Origin of the sequence: Lysobacter changpingensis, from assembly GCF_017308985.1 — a bacterium.
Taxonomy (GTDB): Bacteria; Pseudomonadota; Gammaproteobacteria; order Xanthomonadales; family Xanthomonadaceae; genus Lysobacter_J; species Lysobacter_J changpingensis.
This window is the reverse complement of sequence record NZ_JADWPE010000001.1, coordinates 261,924-281,138: the sequence shown is the minus strand read 5'-3', so window position 1 is coordinate 281,138 and position 19,215 is coordinate 261,924. Positions and strand designations below refer to the sequence as shown.

Here is a 19,215-nt window from a genome sequence, read left to right as displayed (position 1 = left end):
TTGCGGGCTTCGGGTTACCCGGCCCGGCCATCCATGGCCGGTCATCCGGCAGGCCACGCGGCGGTGCCGCGTCGGCGGTCTGCCTCATCCTTCATCCCGCCAGCGACGCAGGCGGATCGCACCGAAGATCATCACCGCGCCGGCCACCGCACCCACCCACAGCTGCGGCGTGGCGAGCACCGAATACATCGTGCGCAGGCTCAGCAGGGAGTGCACCGCCTGCGGGCCGTCGAAGTCGACGTTGGCCGTCTGCGCCGCGTCGAACCACGAACCCGGCGCCACGCTCAGCAGGCTGCGGGCCACGACGTTCTTCCAGAACCAGCCGGTTTCCAGGTCGAACAGCTGCATCAGGTCGAACCAGCTGACGAAGATGCCGGCGAACACCGGGATCATGATCGCCCACAGGAACGGCTTGCTGCGGGCCCAGGCCGAGCAGAGCATCAGCCAGCCCACGGTCGGCAGCGCCCACAGCGCATAGACCGGGATCGAGGCGATCAGGTGCAGGCTCACCTTGAGCGGGCTCGCCGGACCCCACAGCATCGAGATCGGGTTCCCGCCGTGCAGCACCACGACGAAGCTGTAGAGGACCATCGAACCGAACACCGTCGCGATGGCCGCGATGGCGGCGATCGCCGGCGCCATCAGCGTCGCGCTGGCGACCTTCGACAACACCGTGTCGCGGTCGGAGATCGGCAGCGACTTCCAGAACAGCACGCTGCGGTCGCGGCGGTCGTCGTACAGGCTGCCCAGACAGTAGAAGAACACCACGAAGGCCAGCACGATGAAGGGCCAGCTCGCGGCCATGTACAGGCTCGCGTCGATGACGCCGCCGAACTCGTGCAGCTCGCTCGGGCTCATGTTCGCGGTCAGCTGCGACAGATCGAGTCCGTTGACCTGGAAGCTGCCGCCTTCGACGTTGATCGTCGCGCGGTCGGGCACCTTGCGCAGCAACACCTCGCCCGCGCCGACGCCCATCAGCGTCAGCAGCAGCAGGATGCCGCCAGCCACCAGCGGCGCCCACAGGAAGCCGCCCTTGTGCTCCCAGAACTCGCGCTTGAGCAGCATCTTGAACGTGTGCGTCGGGTGCTTCGTCGCCACGGCGGTGGAGCGGGGGAGCTCGTGGGATTCATTGATCGCGTTCATGCGTAGGTCCCCTTCATGGTGGCGACGAACAGGTCGGCCAGTCCCGGCGTGCGGGTTTCGCCCAGGCCGGCGAGGTGCTCGCGCGGCACGCCGTCGAACAGCATCACGGTCTTGCCGAAGGGCAGGGCGCGTTCGTCGATCGGCTTCAGCGCGCGCGCGTCACCGGTGCGGTCACCGTTGACCATCACTTCGGTGAAGCGCTCGCCGAGCGTTTCCATGTCGTTGTTCAGCACGACCTTGCCGTCGCGGATGAACATGACGTCGGTGAGGATGTGCTCGATTTCCTCGACCTGATGCGTGGTGACCAGGATGGTCTTCTCCTCGTCGAAGTAGTCCTCCAGCAGGCGCTGGTAGAACTGCTTGCGGTAGAGGATGTCCAGGCCCAGCGTGGGTTCGTCGAGCACCAGCAGGCGCGCGTCGATGGCCATCACCAGCGCCAGGTGCAGCTGCACGATCATGCCCTTGGACAGCTCGCGCACGCGCATCTGCGGCTTGAGCTGGGTGTGGGCGAGGAAGCGTTCGCACTTGGCGCGATCGAAGCGCGGATGCACGCCGGCGACGAAGTCGATGGCTTCCTTCACCCGGATCCAGCGCGGCAGCACCGCGACGTCGGCGATGAAGCACACATCGCGCATGAGTTCGTCGCGTTCGGTGCGCGGATCGCGACCGAGCACGCGCAGCTCGCCTTCGAACGGAATCAGTCCGAGGATCGCCTTCAGCGCGGTGGTCTTGCCCGCGCCGTTGGGACCGATCAGGCCGACGATGCGGCCGGCGGGGATCTCGAACGCGGTGTCGTCCAGAGCGAGCTTGTTCTTGTAGGCCTTGCGCAGGCCGCGGGCGCTTACGACCGGGGCGGCTGCGGAGACGAGCGAAGCGGAGGCGTTCATGGCGAGCCTGCCTTGGCCGGGGTGAGCAGGTCTTCGGCGGTGAGGCCCAGCCGCAGGATGCGTTCGAGCACCAGCGGCCACTCCTCGCGCAGGAAGCGTTCGCGTTCGTTGAACAGCAGTTTCTTTGCCGCCTCTTCGGTCACGTACATGCCAAGACCCCTGCGTTTCTCGACGAGTGCCTCGTCCGCCAGTTCCTGGTAGGCGCGCGAGACGGTGATGGGATTGAGCTGGTACTCGGCGGCGACCTGGCGCACGGAGGGGAGGGCGTCCCCCGGCTTCAGGATTCCGTCGAGCATCATCGCGATGACGCGATCCTTCAGCTGGCGATAGATCGGAGCGCCGTCGCTCCATTGGATTGCGGTCATGGTTCAGCCCCGCGGTGCGAATGAGAAATAAGGCATGACTAGGGTTTGCCGGCGATGCCGGGCGGCGGTCCGTGCCTTGTGTTCGGTGTCGCTGTCGCGTTCGGTGTCTTCCGACACGGCCTTGGCGAGGGCCGTGGCGGTGGCGATCTCGGCCGCCAGCGTCGCCGCGTCGGCCAGGGATTCGACCCGGTCGGTACGGCGCTCGATGCTGCGGGTCAGCGCGTCGAGGTGTTCGCGCTGGCTGCGCGAGGTGTCGCTCGGCGTGAAGGTCGCGTCGACCGGACCCAGCCGCAGCGCGACGCCGCGGGACTGCGCGGCGTGCGGAGCCGGCATCGCCAGCGCCAGGCACAGCGCCAGGGTCGAGGCCGAAGCCAGGAGGGCCGTGAGGGAGTTCTGGAACCTGCGGTTCATGGTGAACGTCCTGCTCGTTAGTAGACCGGTGTTGTAGGCAACTATAACACCAAAATACGACCGGTCAACCGGCTTCCACCCAACTGATGGCATAGCCGACGAGCGGTCGCCCAGGGACCCGTTCAGCCGGCGGCGGGCGAACGTCCAAGCATCGGCCCCGGGCGGTCTCCTGTCTTTGCGGTGGATGTCCGCTGGCGCGCCGGGCGATGCGCGGCGATGCTCTCCCGGATCTCGTCCGGCTCCAGCACAAGGTGCATGCATCGCGTGCACGAACGCCGGGCGATTGCCGCCGCGCGCCCGTGCCGCGACAATGCACGGCTTGCGCGCGCCGCAACACGATGGCGCTTCGCAAGGCGCCGGCAGACGCCGGACGACGACACCCATACGGAGTAGGTTCCCGATGAAGGCAATGATGCGCGGCGCCGCCGTGTTGCTTACCACTGCGGCCACGCTGATCGGCGCGGCGGCCTATGCCCAGGACAAGAGCGTGCTGACGACCGAGAAAGAAAAGAACAGCTACATGGTGGGCACCGACATCGCCCAGTCCATCACCCCGCTGTCGCCCGACATCGACCTGGCCGCGTTCCAGCGCGCCATCCAGAACGCGTTCGACGGCGGCAAGCCGCTGATCACCGAAACCGAGGCGCAGTCCGTCGGCCCCGCGCTGATGCAGCGCATCGCCGTGCGCACCGGCCAGGCGCCGGAAGGCGCGAAGGCGCCGGACGTGCCGAAGGACAAGGTCGCCTACCTGGTCGGCGCCGACGTCGGCCGTTCGCTCGCGCCGATCAAGGACGAACTGGAACTGCCGGTGGTGATCCAGGCCATCCGCACCGCCTTCGACAAGGGCCAGCCGCTGCTCAGCGAAGCCGAGCTCGGCGCGGTGCGCCAGTCGTTCCAGCAGAAGGTGCAGGCCAGGATGCAGGCGCAGGCCGCGCAGATGGGCGAGAAGAACAAGGCCGAGGGCGCGAAGTTCCTCGCCGAAAACAAGGCGCAGAAGGGCGTGATCACGACCGGTTCGGGCCTGCAGTACATGGTGATCCGCCAGGGTTCGGGCCCGCGTCCGAAGGCCACCGACCGCGTTCGCGTGAACTACGAGGGCAAGCTGCTCGACGGCACCGTGTTCGACAGCTCCTACGCGCGCAACCAGCCGGCCGAGTTCGCGCTCAACCAGGTCATCGCGGGCTGGACCGAAGGCGTCGGCATGATGCCGGTCGGCAGCAAGTTCCGCTTCTGGATTCCGGGCGATCTCGCCTACGGCGCCAACGGCACGCCGGGCGGCCCGATCGGCCCGAACGCCACGCTGGTGTTCGACGTCGAACTGATGGGCATCCTGTAACACCGCGACGACCGGACACCGGGCGTATCGCGCATCGCCGCGGTACGCCTGTCGTTCAGTTCGCCGCTGGCAGTTTGTCAGGCCGCAGCGTCGGGACGGGCTTTCCGTTCCGGCGATCCTTCACCACTGGAGCCCTTGCCCGATGAAGTTCACCCCGCGCCACACCGGCCTCGCCCTGGCCGTCGCTTCGCTCGCCGCGCTGACCGCCGCCTGCAACAAGCCCGCCGACACCGAAGCGAAAAAGGATGCCGCCACCGCCGAGGCCGGCAAGGACGGCGCGCAGGCGATCCCGGGCCTGGCGACGGAGAAGGAACAGGTCAGCTACATGATCGGCATGGACATGGCGCGCTCGCTGGAACCGGTGAAGGGCGAGATCGACCTGGACACGCTGCACAAGGCGCTCAAGACCTCGCTCGAAGGCGGCAAGCCGCTGCTCGACGAGAAGCAGGCCGGCGAGATCCGCGAGACGTTCGCGAAGAAGATCCGCGAGCAGCAGATCGCCAAGCTCAAGGCCGATGCGAAGAACAATGAGGAAGCCGGCGCGAAGTTCCTCGCGGAGAACGCGAAGAAGCCGGGCGTCACCACGACCGCTTCGGGCCTGCAGTACCAGGTCGTCACCGAGGGGAAGGGCCCCAAGCCGACGGCGACCGATGTGGTCAGCGCGCACTACAAGGGCACGCTGCTGGACGGCAAGACCTTCGACAGCTCCTACGACCGTGGCGAGCCGGCGACGTTCGTGCTCGCGCAGATGGTGCCGGGCTGGCAGGAAGGCCTGACCCTGATGCCGGTCGGCAGCAAGTTCCGCTTCTGGATCCCGAGCAAGCTCGCGTACGGCGAGCAGGGCGCCGGCCCGATCGGCCCGAACCAGACGCTGGTGTTCGAAGTCGAGCTGCTGGACATCGTGAAGCCGGGGCAGGGCAAGCAGTAAACGGGTGAAGAGAACCGGAAGCGAGCAGGCTCTTCACTCGCCACTGGTTACCGTGCACCCCTCGCCACGCTCGGAGTAACTGCATGCGCGTCACCATCTTCGGAACGGGCTACGTTGGCCTGGTCACCGGAACCTGCCTGGCCGATGTCGGCCACGACGTGGTCTGCGTCGATATCGACCAGGCCAAGGTCGAAGGCCTCAACCGCGGGGTGATCCCGATCTACGAGCCCGGCCTGGAGCCGATGGTGAAGGCGAACCATGCCGCCGGCCGGTTGAGTTTCACCACCGACGCGGCGGCGGCGATCGGTCACGGCGATGTCATCTTCATCGCCGTGGGCACGCCGCCGGACGAGGACGGCAGCGCGGACCTCAAGTACGTCCTGGCGGTCGCGCGCACGATCGGCAAGCACCTGGAGCGCCCGTCGGTGATCGTGAACAAGTCGACGGTGCCGGTCGGCACCGCCGACAAGGTGCAGGCGGCGATCGCGGAAGAGCTGCGCGCGCGCGGCGCCGACATCGCGTTCGAAGTCGCGTCGAATCCCGAGTTCCTCAAGGAAGGCGATGCGGTCAACGACTGCATGCGTCCGGACCGCATCGTCATCGGTTCGGCGAGCCCGAACGCGGTGGAACGCCTCAAGCGCCTGTACGCGCCGTTCAACCGCAACCACGAGCGCATCGTGGTGATGGACGTGCGCTCCGCCGAGCTGACCAAGTACGCCGCCAACGCGATGCTGGCGACCAAGATCAGCTTCATGAACGAGATCGCGAACATCGCCGAGCGCGTGGGCGCGGACGTGGAAATGGTGCGACAGGGCATCGGTTCGGACCCGCGCATCGGCTGGCACTTCATCTACCCGGGTGCCGGTTACGGCGGCTCGTGCTTCCCGAAGGACGTGCAGGCACTGCATCGCACCGCGCAGCAGCACGGCTACACCGCGCAGTTGCTGGGCGCGGTGGAAGGCGTCAACGAGCAGCAGAAAGGCCACCTGTTCGAGCTGATCCAGCGCCACTACGACGGCAACGTCAAAGGCAAGACGTTCGCGGTGTGGGGCCTGGCGTTCAAGCCGAACACCGACGACATGCGCGAAGCGTCCAGCCGCCGCCTGCTGCAGCAGCTGTGGGATGCCGGCGCGAAGGTGCGCGCGTACGACCCGGAAGCGAGCGAGGAAGCGCACCGCATCTTCGGCGATCGCGACGACCTGGTGCTGTGCGATTCCGCACGCGCCGCGCTCGCCGACGCCGATGCGCTGGTGGTCGTCACCGAATGGAAACAGTTCCGCAGCCCGGACTTCGCGCGCCTGAAGCAATCCGTGGCCGACGCGGTGATCTTCGACGGCCGCAATCTGTACCACCCGGATGAAGTCGAGGCCGCGGGACTGGCGTATTACGGCATCGGGCGCGGGCGCTCGATCCGGAAGGCCTGAGATGACCGGCGAACGCGACAAACTCGAACGGCGCCTGGTCGACCTGGAAATGCGCGTCGCGTTCCAGGAGCAGGCGCTGTCGGAACTCAGCGACGCGCTGGCCGCCTCGCGCGACGAGGAAGCGCGCAACGCGCTGGCGATGCACCGCGTGATCGAGGAACTGCGGCAGATGCGCGCAGCGCTCGCGTCGAACCCGTTCGCCGCCGATCCCTCGCAGGAACCGCCCCCGCCGCATTACTGATCGCCGGCGAACCGCGTGCGGCCGGGCCGCGCGCGGGCGCCTCCGGCTGCCTATACTTCGGCCTGCAGTCCTTCCTTCTCGCAGCAGCATCATGAGCAACAGCCTCCGCGACCAGTTGATGGGCCTGGGCTTCAAGCCCGCGCCCAAGCCCGAGCGTCCCGCGCATGCCAAGGGGCCGCATCCCAAGGGCGGCAAGCCGGACCATCGATCGGGTGGAAAGCCACACGGTGCACAGACGCAGGGCGCGCAGCCGCAAGGCGCGAAGCCGCAAGGTCGCCCGGATGCCCGCCGTCCGGACGGCCGCAAGCCGGATGCGCGCAAGCCCGGTTCGCGCCATGGCGGCAAACCGCAAAGCCGCGAGGACATCGACCTTGCGAAGGCCTACGCCATCCGCGCGCAGCGCGAGAAGGACGAGCGCATCGCCGCCGAGGCCGCCAAGCAGGAAGAAGCGCGCAAGCGTCGCGAGGCGCGCGCGAAGCTCGCCGAACTGGTCAAGGACCAGGCGCTGAACGACGCCGCCGCCGAGATCGCCCGCCATTTCCCCTATGGCGGGAAGATCAAGCGCATCTACGTCAACGACGCGCAGCTCAAGCAGCTCAACGCCGGCGAACTCGGCGTGCTGCAGATGGACGGTCGTTACCTGCTGGTGACCGCCGACCTGCTCGCGCAGGCCGAAACGATCTTCGCCCCTGCGGTCGCGCTGAAGGTCGATCCGAACGCCCCGGCCGAGGACGATCCGTACGCCGATCCGAAATACCAGGTGCCGGACGACCTGGTGTGGTGATCGCGGCGCGCGCGCCGATCCGCCGCGCGCGTTCTTCGACGCTGAGCGAGCGCAGCCGCTCGCTCGATTCCTGTTCCGCCTCGCGCCCGGATCACTCCGGGTCGTAGTCGAGGTTCGACGCCAGCCAGCGTTCCGCCTGCGCGAGGCTCACGCCCTTGCGGCGCGCGTAGTCCTCGACCTGTTCCTTCGATACGCGGCCGACGACGAAGTACTGGCTGCGCGGATGGCTGAAGTAGTAGCCGGACACCGCCGCCGCCGGATACATCGCGAAGCTCTCGGTCAGGCGCACGCCGGCCCTGTTTTCCGCGTCGAGCAGGCGGAACAGCGTCGCCTTCTCGCTGTGTTCCGGGCATGCCGGATAACCGGGCGCCGGGCGGATGCCGACGTAGGCTTCGTCGATCAGCGCATTGTTGTCGAGCGATTCGGATGCGGCGTAGCCCCAGAATTCCTTGCGCACGCGCTCGTGCAGGCGTTCGGCCAGCGCTTCGGCGAAACGGTCGGCGAGCGCCTTGAGGAGGATCGCGTTGTAGTCGTCGTGATCGGCCTCGAAACGCGCGATGTGTTCCTCGATGCCCAGCCCCGCCGTCACCGCGAAGCCGCCGATCCAGTCCTGCCGCCCGCTGTCCTTCGGCGCGATGAAATCGGCGAGGCAGAAATCCGGACGATCGGCCGGCTTGTCGACCTGCTGGCGCAGGAAGTGCAGGGTGGTCTGCATGCCGTCCGCATCGACGACGACGTCGTCGCCGATCGCGTTCGCCGGCCACAGCGCGAACACGGCTTTCGCGGTCAGCCACTTCTCGCCGACGATGCGCTTGAGCATCGCGCGTGCGTCGCGATACAGCTCGCTGGCCTGCGCGCCGACCACTTCGTCAGTGAGGATCGCCGGATACTTGCCCGCCAGTTCCCAGGTGTTGAAGAACGGCGTCCAGTCGATGTAATCGACGAGTTCGGCGAGCGGGTAGTCGTCGAACACGTGCACGCCGGGCTGCCTCGGCGCGGGCGGCGTGTAGTCGCCCCAACCGCCGTCGAAGCGCTGTCCGCGCGCCTTTTCCAGCGACACCAGGCGCTTGCCGTCGCCGCGCTGGCGGTGGCGCTGGCGGATCTCGGCGTAATCGGCGTCGTTGGCGGCGACGAAATTGCCGCGCAGGTCCGGGCTGATCAGCGACTGCGCGACACCGACCGCGCGCGAGGCGTCCTTCACCCACACGGTCGGCGACTTGTAGTGCGGATCGATCTTCAGCGCGGTGTGCGCGCGCGACGTGGTGGCGCCGCCGATCAGCAGCGGAACTTCGAAACCCTGCCGCTGCATCTCGCGCGCGACGTGGCTCATCTCTTCCAGCGACGGGGTGATCAGGCCGGACAGCCCGACAAGATCGGCGTTCTCCGCCTTCGCGCGATCGAGGATCACCTGCGCCGGCACCATCACGCCCAGGTCGATCACATCGAAGTTGTTGCACGCCAGCACGACGCCGACGATGTTCTTGCCGATGTCGTGCACGTCGCCCTTGACGGTCGCCATCACGATCTTGCCGTTGGACTTGCCCACGTCGCCGGTGCGCAGCTTTTCGGCCTCGATGAAGGGCAGCAGGTAGGCGACCGCCTTCTTCATCACGCGCGCGGATTTCACCACCTGCGGCAGGAACATCTTGCCCGCGCCGAACAGGTCGCCGACGACGTTCATGCCGTCCATCAGCGGACCTTCGATCACGTCGAGCGGACGCGCGGCCTGCACGCGCGCCTCCTCGGTGTCGGCCTCGATGTACTGGTCGATGCCGTGCACCAGCGAATGCGACAGGCGTTCGCGCACCGGCTTTTCGCGCCACGCGAGGTCCTCGACCTTCTTCTCGCCCTTCCTGCCCTTGTACCGGTCGGCGATTTCCAGCAGGCGTTCGGTCGCGTCGCTCCGGCGATTGAGGACGACGTCCTCGACACGCTCGCGCAATTCGGCGTCCAGGTCGTCGTACAACGGCAGCGCGCCGGCGTTGACGATCCCCATGTCCATGCCCGCCTTGATCGCGTGGTACAGGAACACGACGTGGATCGCCTGACGCACCGGTTCGTTGCCGCGGAACGAGAACGATACGTTCGACACGCCGCCGGAGATGTGGCTGAACGGGAAACGCCGCTTCAGCTCGCGCGTGGCCTCGATGAAGGCGACGGCGTAATCGTTGTGTTCCTCGATGCCCGTGGCGATGGCGAACACGTTCGGGTCGAAGATGATGTCTTCCGGCGGGAAGCCGATTTCACCGGTCAGCAGCTTGTACGCGCGCGAACAGATCTCGATCTTGCGTTCGATGGTGTCGGCCTGGCCGGCTTCATCGAAGGCCATCACGACCACCGCGGCGCCGTAGCGGCGCACCAGTCGCGCCTGGCGCAGGAACTCGGCTTCGCCTTCCTTCATCGAGATCGAGTTGACGATGCCCTTGCCCTGCAGGCACTTGAGGCCGGCCTCGATCACGCTGAACTTCGAGCTGTCCACCATCACCGGCACGCGCGCGATGTCCGGCTCGGCGGCGATGAGGTTGAGGAACTCGACCATCGCGCGCTCGGAATCGAGCAGGCCTTCGTCCATGTTGACGTCGATCACCTGCGCGCCGTTCTCGACCTGCTGGCGCGCGACCACGACGGCCTCGTCGAGGCGGCCTTCCAGGATCAGCTTCTTGAACTGCGCGCTGCCGGTGACGTTGGTGCGCTCACCGACGTTGATGAAGTTGCTTTCCGGCGTGATCTGCAGCGGCTCCAGGCCACTGAGGCGCGTCTGGCGGGGAAGGGAGAGGGTCATTACGGTCGGGGAATCCGTTCGCGTTGGCGCGGAAAGACGAGGGGTTCGGTTCGATGCGACCAACGATCAGGCCGCCGCGACCAGCGACGGCAGCGCACGCGGCGCGACGCCCTCGACCGCCTTCGCGATCGCCGCGATGTGCGCCGGCGTGGTGCCGCAGCAGCCGCCGACGAGGTTGAGCAGGCCGGAGCGGGCGAATTCGCCGAGCACGTCCGCCATGTCTTCCGGCGTTTCGTCGTAGCCGCCGAATGCGTTGGGAAGTCCAGCGTTCGGGTGCGTGCTGACGTACGCATCGGCGACCTGCGCCAGCACGTCGACGTGCGCGCGCAGGTCCTTCGCGCCGAGCGCGCAGTTCAGGCCGATGGCGAGAGGTTGCGCGTGGCGCAGCGAATACCAGAACGCTTCCGCCGTCTGCCCGGACAAGGTGCGGCCGGACGCATCGGTGATCGTGCCCGACACCATCACCGGCAAACGCACGCCGCGCGCGTCGAAGGCTTCCTCGATCGCGAACAGCGCTGCCTTGGCGTTGAGTGTGTCGAACACGGTTTCGACCATCAGCACGTCGGCGCCGCCGTCGATCAGGCCGTCGGCGGCTTCGCGATAGGCGACGCGCAGTTCGTCGAAAGTGATCGCGCGGAATCCGGGGCGGTTCACGTCCGGGCTGAGCGAGGCGGTGCGACTGGTGGGGCCGAGCACGCCGATCACGAAGCGCGGGCGCGACGGATCGTTCGCTTCGGCGGCGTCGCAGGCTTCGCGTGCGAGGCGCGCGCCGGCTTCGTTGAGCTCGCGCGCGAGGTGTTCCAGCCCGTAGTCGGCGAGCGACACGGTGGTCGAGTTGAACGTGTTGGTCTCGATCAGGTCCGCGCCGGCGTCGAGGTATTGCGTGTGGATGCCGCGGATGATCTGCGGCTGCGTCAGGCTCAGCAGGTCGTTGTTGCCGCGCTGGTCGCGCGCGCAGCCGCAGTTGTCCTCGTGCACGTGTTCGACGTGGTCCCAGGCGTGGTCGTAGCCCTTGGCGAAGCGCTCGCCGCGATACGCGGCTTCGTCCAGCGAATGCTGCTGGATCATCGTGCCCATGGCGCCGTCGAGCACGAGGATGCGTTCGGCGAGCAGGCGCTGGAGGGCCTGGGCGCGCTGCGGGTTGAGCCAGGGCAGGGAGGTCGCGATCGGCGAGCTGCTTTTGACTTCGACGTTCATGATGCCTTCCTCGTGCGCTTTTCCGCGGGTGTCCGGTCACCGGTCCCCGGCTTCTTCCCGATCAACGCGATCACCTCGAAATGCGGCGGCCTGCGCTCGCGCGTGACGGTCTCGCAACTCGTCACCTCGATGCCGGCCTTCGTCGCGAACTTCTGCAGGTCCTTCTCGCCGAAGCCCAGGTTCACGTGGCCGTAGGCTTCGACCACGTTGCGGTGTTCGTGGCGCGCCAGGCTGGTGAGCAGCAGCCGTCCGCCCTGGCGCAGCACGCGCGCGGCCTCGGCGACGGCCTGCGCGGGATGCTCGGCGTAGGTGAGCGCGTGCATCAGCACCACCAGGTCGAAATGCGCGTCGTCGAAGGGCAGGGCGTGCATGTCGCCCTCGCGCACCTCGACGTTCTTCAGCCGGCGCAGGCGCTCGGACGCGGCGAGCACGACCTTGGTGCTCGAATCCAGGCACACGTAGCGGTGCGAATGCGGGGCGAGCAGTTCGGCAAGCACGCCGTCGCCGGAGGCCACGTCGAGCACGTCGCCCGGCTCCAGCAGGGGCAGCGCGGAACGGGCCATCGCTTCCCAGGTCCGGCCCGGCGAGTAATGGCGCTCCATGTCGCCGGCGACGGTGTCGGCCCAGTTCTGGTCGGCGGCACGGGAGGCCAGCACGTCGGCGACGCGTTCGGCGTCCTGGCGCAGCAGCGGGTCGTCGCTGCCTTCGCGCAGGGTGCTCCACAGGGCGCGCTGCGCGCCATCGAGGGCGCCATCGTCGAAGCGATAGTAGGCCGACACGCCGGCGCGGCGGTCGCGCACCAGCCCGGCTTCCTTCAGCTTGGACAGGTGGGTGGACACGCGCGGCTGGGCCAGGCGCGTGATGGCGGACAGCTCGGCGACGGTGAGTTCCTCGCGCTCCAGCAGCGCCAGCAGGCGCACCCGCGTGGCGTCGGCGAACACCTTGAGCCGTGAGGACCAGCCTTCCAGATCCATGCTTCATCAACCTATCGCGATACAGCGATAAGTTTCGGCCCGCGAGGGGGCCAGGGTCAAGCAGGGCGGCAAGCAGGACGGTGATAGCGCTCGCTTTCCGGTGCCGCGCGTGCGGGATTGTTCGAAAACGGGCGGAATCGCGCGGGTCCGTGCGTCCGACCACCCTGGCGTACCTGCGAATCCCGCACGGGCCGGCTACAATTCGCAGGCTGTTTCGCCCAACGTTCCAGAAGACCAGAGCACGAGGTAGCCCACGTGGATTTCCGCTTCACCGAAGAGCAGTTGATGATCCAGGATGTGGCCCGCCGCATCGCGCAGGAAAAGATTGCTCCCAGCGCCGAGCACCACGACAAGACGGGCGAGTTCCCGCTCGAGAACATCCGCACGCTCGGCGAGAACGGCCTGATGGGCATCGAAGTGCCGGCCGAGTACGGTGGCGCGGGCATGGATCCGGTGAGCTACGTGCTGGCGATGATCGAGATCGCCGCCGGCGACGCCGCGCACTCGACCATCATGTCGGTCAACAACTCGCTGTTCTGCAACGGCATCCTGAAGTTCGGCACCGAGGAGCAGAAGCAGAAGTACGTGCGCGCCATTGCCGAAGGCCGCGAGATCGGCGCCTTCGCGCTGACCGAGCCGCAGTCGGGCTCCGATGCCACCGCCATGCGCTGCAAGGCCACGAAGCAGGCCGATGGCACCTATCTCATCAATGGCAAGAAGAGCTGGATCACCTCCGGCCCGGTCGCCAAGTATTTCGTGCTGTTCGCGATGACCGAGCCCGACAAGGGCGCGCGCGGCATCACCGCGTTCCTGGTCGACGGCGAACGCGCCGGCTTCCATCGCGGCAAGACCGAGCCCAAGCTCGGCATCCGCGCCTCGGCCACGTGCGAGATCGAATTCGCCGACTACGTCGCGCAGCCCGACGAAGTGCTGGGCAAGGAAGGCGAGGGCTTCAAGATCGCGATGAGCGTGCTGGACGCCGGCCGCATCGGCATCGCCAGCCAGGCCATCGGCATCGCCCGCGCCGCCTACGAGAAGACGGTCGAGTACGTGAAGGAACGCAAGGCCTTCGGCGCGCCGATCGGCACGTTCCAGATGACCCAGGCGAAGATCGCCGACATGAAGTGCAAGCTCGACGCAGCCACGCTGCTCACGTTGCGCGCGGCCTGGCAGAAGGGCGAGTTCGACAAGGGCGGCGCGCGCTTCAGCAACGAGGCGGCCATCGCCAAGCTCACCGCGTCCGAAGCGGCGATGTGGATCACCCACCAGGCCGTGCAGATCCACGGCGGCATGGGGTATTCGAAGGAAATGCCGCTGGAGCGTTATTTCCGCGACGCCAAGATCACCGAGATCTACGAAGGCACCAGCGAGATCCAGCGCCTGGTGATCGCCCGCAACGAGACCGGCCTGCGCTGAAGGCCGGCCGGCACCCGCCGCCAGCACGAACCCGACATGAAACGCTTCGGATCGTCACGTCCAACCGCCTGCCCTGTTGATCGCGGTCGCGATCGTCGCCCGCGCGAGGACGCCGCAACAGCGGCTCCGCGCCAGATCGTGTCCGCGAACAGCCCGTACTGAACCGTATCCCCCGGCCCGCGCGATGAGCGTGGGCCTTCTTTCATTGGAACTTCCGTTGCCATGAGCACCAAACGTAACGCTTCCGCCAAACCCGCCAGCAAGACCGAACCGGCCAAACGCACGCCCGCGAAGCGCGCGACCACCCAGACCCGCGCGAAGGACGACACCGTTTCGCTGGAACCCATCGTCGAGGCGATGCGCAAGCGCCTGCCCAAGGCGCGCCACGCCGAAGCCGAAGCGTTCATCAACGCCTTCTACAAGCGCATGAGCAGCGACGAGCTGCCGCAGCATGACGCGAGCGGCTGGGCCGAGCTGGCCGTGGACTTCCTGGATTTCGCCCGCGCGCGCAAGCCGGGTTCGGCGCTGGTGCGCCTGTTCAACCCGACCATCAAGGGCGAGGGCTGGGATTCGACGCATACCGTCATCCAGATCGCCAACGACGACATGCCGTTCCTGGTGGATTCGGTGACGATGGCGCTGGCCGAGCAGGGCATCGGCGTGCACGTGCTGGGCCATCCGGTGGTGACGTTCGATCGCGACAAGACCGGCAAGATCCTCGCCGTCGGCGAAGGCCTGCCCGAATCGCTGATGCACCTGGAGATCGACCGCCAGCCGGCCGAGGCGATGCCGAAGATCCAGAAGGCGCTGGAATCCGTGCTGGGCGACGTGCGCGCCTCGGTGCGCGACTGGCCGCAGATGAAGGCGAAGATGCTGGCGGTGGCCGACGAACTGGGCCAGCGCAACCTGCCCGTGAGCGAGGCCGGCAAGCGCGAGGCGCAGGAATTCCTGCGCTGGGCGGCCGACAACCACTTCACCTTCCTGGGGTATCGCGAATACGAAGTCGTCCAGAAGGGCGGCGAGGAAGTGCTCAGCGCGATCAAGTCCAGCGGCCTGGGCCTGCTGCGCGGGAAGGACGTGGGCAAGCCGCGCCTGCTGACCTCGCTCGCCGCGCACTACATGCCGCAGTCCGGCGCGGTGGACGCGCTGATCCTCACCAAGACCAATTCGCGCGCGACGGTGCATCGTCCGGGCTACATGGACTACATCGGCGTGCTCAGCTTCGACGCGAAGGGCAAGCCGGTGCGCGAGGAGCGCTTCCTCGGCCTGTACACCTCCAGCGCGTACAACCGTCGCCCGTGGGACATCCCGCTGGTGCGCGAACGCCACAACTACGTGATGCAGCAGTCCGGCCTGAAGCCCGACAGCCACAGCGGCAAGGCGCTGCGCCACATCCTGGAATCGCTGCCGCGCGACGAGATGTTCCAGTCGAGCGAAGAGGAACTGCTGCGCACCGCGACCGGCATCCTCGGCCTGCAGGAGCGCGTGCGCAGCAAGCTGTTCCTGCGCCGCGACCGCTACGGCCGCTTCTTCTCGGTGCTGGTCTACATCCCGCGCGACCGCTTCAACACCGACGTGCGCCTGCGCATCGAGGCGATGCTCAAGCGCGAACTGCACGGCGAACACGTCGATTCCTCGGTCACGCTGGGCGGCGAATCGCCGCTGGCGCAGGTGCACCTGATCGTGCGTCCGAAGTCGGGCGAAGCGATCGAAACCGACAGCGCGAAGATCGAAGCCGAGCTGGCGAAGCTCGTGCGCAACTGGCAGGACGACCTGCGTGAACGCCTGGTCGTGCGTCATGGCGAACAGCGCGGCCTCACCATGGCCAACACCTACGGCCGCGCGCTGCCGGCGGGTTACATCGAGGACGTCAGCGCCGACGTGGCCGCCGACGACGTCGAGCACCTGGCCGCGCTGACCGGTCCGGACGACCTGCGCCTGAGCCTGTACCGCGCGCACAACGGCGACGGCGGGCTGCGCTTCAAGTTCTATCGCCAGAACGACGACATCCCGCTGTCGGACGCGCTGCCGATGATGGAGAACATGGGCCTGCGGGTGATCTCCGAGCATCCGTACCGGCTCAACGCGAACGGCCGGACGCTGTTCGTGCAGGATTTCGAGGTCGAGACCTCGAACCCGAACCTGGACGTGTCCAGCCTCGACGAGACCTTCGAGGACGCCTTCGCGCAGATCTGGCGCGGCAACGCCGAGAACGACGGCTTCAACCGGCTGATCCTCACGGCGAACCTGTCGTGGCGCCAGGTCGCGATGCTGCGCGGCTACTGCAAGTACCTGCTGCAGGTCGGCGTGCCGTTCTCGCAGAGCTACGTGGAGGAGACGCTCAACCGCTATCCGCTGCTCGCGCGCCTGCTGGTCGAGCTGTTCGAAGCGAAGTTCGATCCGGTCACCGGCAGCGAATCCAAGGCGCAGATCAAGGCCGGCGTGGAAGCCTTCCGCGCACAGCTTTCCGCGCTGGCGAACGGCGACGAAGCCACGCTCGCCGCGCTGGAGCCGATGCTCGACGCCCGCGCCGGCAAGCGCGACGCGCAGGTCGAGGCCACGCGCAACGCGCTCAAGGGCCTGTTCGACCGCGTCGCCAGCCTCGATGAAGACCGCATCCTGCGCAGCTTCATCGGTGTGATCGACGCCACGCTGCGCACCAGCTACTACATCCAGTACAAGGACGGCCTGCGCGCCGATGGCGGCCCGGCCGACTACATCAGCTTCAAGTTCGATTCCTCGAAGGTGCCGGACCTGCCGAAGCCGCGTCCGTACCGCGAGATCTTCGTCTACGGTCCGCGCGTGGAAGGCGTGCACCTGCGCTTCGGCCCGGTGGCGCGCGGCGGCCTGCGCTGGTCGGACCGCCGCGAGGACTTCCGCACCGAAGTGCTCGGCCTGGTGAAGGCGCAGATGGTGAAGAACACCGTCATCGTGCCGGTTGGTTCGAAGGGCGGCTTCATCGCCAAGCAACTGCCGGATCCGGCGGTGAACCGCGACGCGTGGTTCAACGAAGGCGTGGCCTGCTACAAGCGCTTCATCAACGGCCTGCTGGACATCACCGACAACCTGGTGGACGGCAAGGTCGTGCCGCCGGCGAACGTGGTGCGCCACGACAACGACGATCCATACCTGGTCGTCGCCGCCGACAAGGGCACGGCGACGTTCTCCGACATCGCCAACGGCATCGCGCGCGCGCACGGCTTCTGGCTGGACGACGCGTTCGCCTCGGGCGGTTCGGTCGGCTACGACCACAAGGGCATGGGCATCACCGCGCGCGGCGCGTGGGAGTCGGTCAAGCGCCACTTCCGCGCGATGGGCCGCGACAGCCAGAAGCAGGACTTCACCGTGGTCGGCGTCGGCGACATGTCCGGCGACGTGTTCGGCAACGGCATGCTGCTGAGCAAGCACATCCGCCTGGTCGCGGCGTTCGACCACCGCCACGTGTTCATCGATCCGAATCCGGACGCCGCGTCGACGTTCAAGGAACGCCAGCGCATGTTCAAGCTGCCGCGTTCGAGCTGGGACGACTACGACCGTTCGCTGATCAGCAAGGGCGGCGGCATCTACCCGCGTTCGGCCAAGTCGATTCCGCTGTCGGCCGAAGCCAAGACCGCGCTGGGGATCGACCCGACGATCACGGCGATGAGCCCGGCGGAACTGCTCAGCGCGATCCTCAAGGCGCCGGTCGACCTGCTGTGGAACGGCGGCATCGGTACCTACGTGAAGGCGACGAGCGAGACCAACGCCGACGTCGGCGATCGCGCCAACAACGCGCTGCGCGTCAACGGTCGCGAGCTGCGCTGCAAGGTGGTGGGCGAGGGCGGCAATCTCGGCATGACGCAGCTGGGCCGCATCGAGGCCGCGCAGCATGGCGTGCTGCTCAACACCGATTTCATCGACAACTCCGCCGGCGTGGACACCTCCGACCATGAGGTGAACATCAAGATCCTGCTCAACGGCGAGGTGCAGAAGAAGAAGCTGACGCTGCCCGAGCGCAACAAGCTGCTCGCGCAGATGACCGACGAGGTCGCGCAGCTGGTGCTCACCGACAACTACCGCCAGAACCAGGCGCTGAGCCTGATGGAGCGGATGAGCGTGCACCGCCTGGGCTCCAAGCAGCACTTCATCCGCACGCTGGAGTCGCAAGGCCTGCTCGATCGCCAGATCGAGTTCCTGCCGAGCGATGCCGAGATCGCCGAGCGCAAGTCGCGCGGCCAGGGCCTGACGCGTCCGGAACTCGCGGTGCTGCTGTCGTACAGCAAGATCGTGCTGTTCCAGCAGCTGCTGGAGTCGGACGTGCCGGAAGATCCGTACCTGTCGAAGGAACTGGTGCGCTACTTCCCGCAGCCGCTGCAGGCCAAGTACGCCAAGGCGATGGAAGGCCATCGCCTGAAGCGCGAGATCATCGCCACGGCGGTGACCAACTCGATGGTCAACCGCATGGGCGCGACCTTCACCCTGCGCATGACCGAGGACACCGGCCGCACGCCGGCCGAGGTCGCCGAGGCCTACACCATCGCCCGCGAGGCGGTGGACGCGCGCGACCTGTGGGCGCAGATCGACGCGCTCGACGGCAAGGTGCCGGAGTCGGTGCAGGTCGATGCGCTGCAGGTCATCTGGCACCTGCTGCGCTCGATGTCGCGCTGGCTGCTGTCGCGTCCGGGCAAGATGCCGGAGATCACCGCGGCGATGTCGCGTTACGGCGACGGCCTCAACGCGGTGCGCGCCTCGCTGCCGACGGTGCTGTCGGGCATGCGTCGCGATGCGTACGAAGCGCGCATGGCCGAGTGGAAGGGCAAGGGCCTGCCGGCGCAACTGGCCGAACAGCTGGCCGCGTTGCCGCTGCTGGAGTTCGGCTGCGACATCGTCGAGATCTCGCTGGCCCGCAAGCTCTCGCCGGTGGAAGTGGCGAAGGCGTACTTCTCGCTGGGCCAGGCGCTGAGCCTGCCGTGGCTGTACGAGCAGGTCGAACAGCTGTCGGTCGACGGCCGCTGGCAGGCGCTGGCCCGTGGCGCACTGCGCGACGAACTGGCCACGCAGGCCCGCTCGCTGGTCTCGCAGATCCTCGCCGACGGCGGCAAGAAGCCGGTCGAGCAGAAGGTCGAGGCGTGGCTCAAGCGTGACGACTCGTCGCTGCGCTTCACCCTCGCGATGTTCGCCGACCTGCACAACCAGAAGGCGCTGGACTACCCGACGCTGTCGGTGGCGGTGCGGAGGTTGGCGCAGGTGGCTTCGGTCGGGGCGTAAGTGCGCTGAGGATTGTGTGGATGAGAAGGCCCGGCGAATGCCGGGCCTTCTTCATTTCGCCAGCCCCTCCCGTCGGGAGG

General features: G+C 67.4%; 14 protein-coding genes. 7 read left to right on the top strand and 7 right to left on the bottom strand.

Features of this window, described 5'->3' with window-relative positions; genetic code table 11:
* Positions 1 to 84 precede the first annotated feature (84 nt).
* The 4 genes from I4U41_RS01185 to I4U41_RS01170 are packed head-to-tail and all read right to left on the bottom strand — an operon-like array spanning position 85 to position 2,806.
* The gene (locus tag I4U41_RS01185; protein WP_425492446.1) at positions 85 to 1,143 is read right to left on the bottom strand and encodes a hypothetical protein; all 1,059 of its coding nucleotides are present in this window, start codon (positions 1,141 to 1,143) and stop codon (positions 85 to 87) included.
* Positions 1,140 to 2,030 (bottom strand): ABC transporter ATP-binding protein, encoded by an 891-nt coding sequence (locus tag I4U41_RS01180; RefSeq protein WP_206858971.1) that lies wholly within the window; start codon positions 2,028 to 2,030, stop codon positions 1,140 to 1,142. The genes I4U41_RS01185 and I4U41_RS01180 overlap by 4 nt, the downstream gene beginning before the upstream one ends.
* Positions 2,027 to 2,395, bottom strand: a complete 369-nt coding sequence (locus tag I4U41_RS01175) for a GntR family transcriptional regulator (protein WP_115840567.1) — start codon at positions 2,393 to 2,395, stop codon at positions 2,027 to 2,029. Before I4U41_RS01175 ends, I4U41_RS01180 begins: the two co-directional genes overlap by 4 nt.
* Before the next feature lie 3 nt (positions 2,396 to 2,398).
* Positions 2,399 to 2,806 carry a hypothetical protein gene (locus I4U41_RS01170; protein WP_206858969.1) on the bottom strand — a complete coding sequence of 136 codons (408 nt, stop codon included), beginning with the start codon at positions 2,804 to 2,806 and terminating at the stop codon, positions 2,399 to 2,401.
* Positions 2,807 to 3,206: 400 nt separating this feature from the next.
* On the opposite strand from I4U41_RS01170, the gene I4U41_RS01165 reads away from it, so the two are divergent.
* The 5 genes from I4U41_RS01165 to I4U41_RS01145 all read left to right on the top strand — a co-directional run bounded on the left by I4U41_RS01165 (position 3,207) and on the right by I4U41_RS01145 (position 7,519).
* Positions 3,207 to 4,142 carry an FKBP-type peptidyl-prolyl cis-trans isomerase N-terminal domain-containing protein gene (locus I4U41_RS01165; protein ID WP_206858968.1) on the top strand — a complete coding sequence of 312 codons (936 nt, stop codon included), beginning with the start codon at positions 3,207 to 3,209 and terminating at the stop codon, positions 4,140 to 4,142.
* Between the two features lie 142 nt (positions 4,143 to 4,284).
* Complete coding sequence (gene bamJ, locus I4U41_RS01160) at positions 4,285 to 5,070, top strand: BamJ family beta-barrel-assembly machinery protein (RefSeq protein WP_206858967.1); 786 nt, start codon at positions 4,285 to 4,287, stop codon at positions 5,068 to 5,070.
* An 83-nt stretch (positions 5,071 to 5,153) separates the two neighbouring features.
* Positions 5,154 to 6,494, top strand: coding sequence for a UDP-glucose dehydrogenase family protein (locus tag I4U41_RS01155; RefSeq protein ID WP_206858966.1), 1,341 nt, complete (start codon positions 5,154 to 5,156; stop codon positions 6,492 to 6,494).
* Position 6,495: 1 nt separating this feature from the next.
* Positions 6,496 to 6,735, top strand: a complete 240-nt coding sequence (locus I4U41_RS01150) for a SlyX family protein (protein WP_206858965.1) — start codon at positions 6,496 to 6,498, stop codon at positions 6,733 to 6,735.
* 91 nt (positions 6,736 to 6,826) lie between these two features.
* Complete coding sequence (locus I4U41_RS01145; RefSeq protein WP_206858964.1) at positions 6,827 to 7,519, top strand: DUF2058 domain-containing protein; 693 nt, start codon at positions 6,827 to 6,829, stop codon at positions 7,517 to 7,519.
* 91 nt (positions 7,520 to 7,610) lie between these two features.
* Here I4U41_RS01145 and metH read toward each other — a convergent pair whose 3' ends face one another.
* From metH to I4U41_RS01130, 3 genes are all read right to left on the bottom strand, one after another.
* Complete coding sequence (gene metH / locus I4U41_RS01140) at positions 7,611 to 10,301, bottom strand: methionine synthase (RefSeq protein ID WP_206858962.1); 2,691 nt, start codon at positions 10,299 to 10,301, stop codon at positions 7,611 to 7,613.
* A 66-nt stretch (positions 10,302 to 10,367) separates the two neighbouring features.
* Positions 10,368 to 11,498 (bottom strand): homocysteine S-methyltransferase family protein, encoded by a 1,131-nt coding sequence (locus I4U41_RS01135; protein WP_206858953.1) that lies wholly within the window; start codon positions 11,496 to 11,498, stop codon positions 10,368 to 10,370.
* Positions 11,495 to 12,472, bottom strand: coding sequence for an ArsR/SmtB family transcription factor (locus I4U41_RS01130; RefSeq protein ID WP_206858948.1), 978 nt, complete (start codon positions 12,470 to 12,472; stop codon positions 11,495 to 11,497). Before I4U41_RS01130 ends, I4U41_RS01135 begins: the two co-directional genes overlap by 4 nt.
* 255 nt (positions 12,473 to 12,727) lie before the next feature.
* Here I4U41_RS01130 and I4U41_RS01125 point away from each other — a divergent pair, with 255 nt between their 5' ends.
* Complete coding sequence (locus tag I4U41_RS01125; protein ID WP_206858945.1) at positions 12,728 to 13,888, top strand: acyl-CoA dehydrogenase family protein; 1,161 nt, start codon at positions 12,728 to 12,730, stop codon at positions 13,886 to 13,888.
* Between the two features lie 222 nt (positions 13,889 to 14,110).
* Positions 14,111 to 19,135 (top strand): NAD-glutamate dehydrogenase, encoded by a 5,025-nt coding sequence (locus tag I4U41_RS01120; RefSeq protein ID WP_206858940.1) that lies wholly within the window; start codon positions 14,111 to 14,113, stop codon positions 19,133 to 19,135.
* Positions 19,136 to 19,215 lie beyond the last annotated feature (80 nt).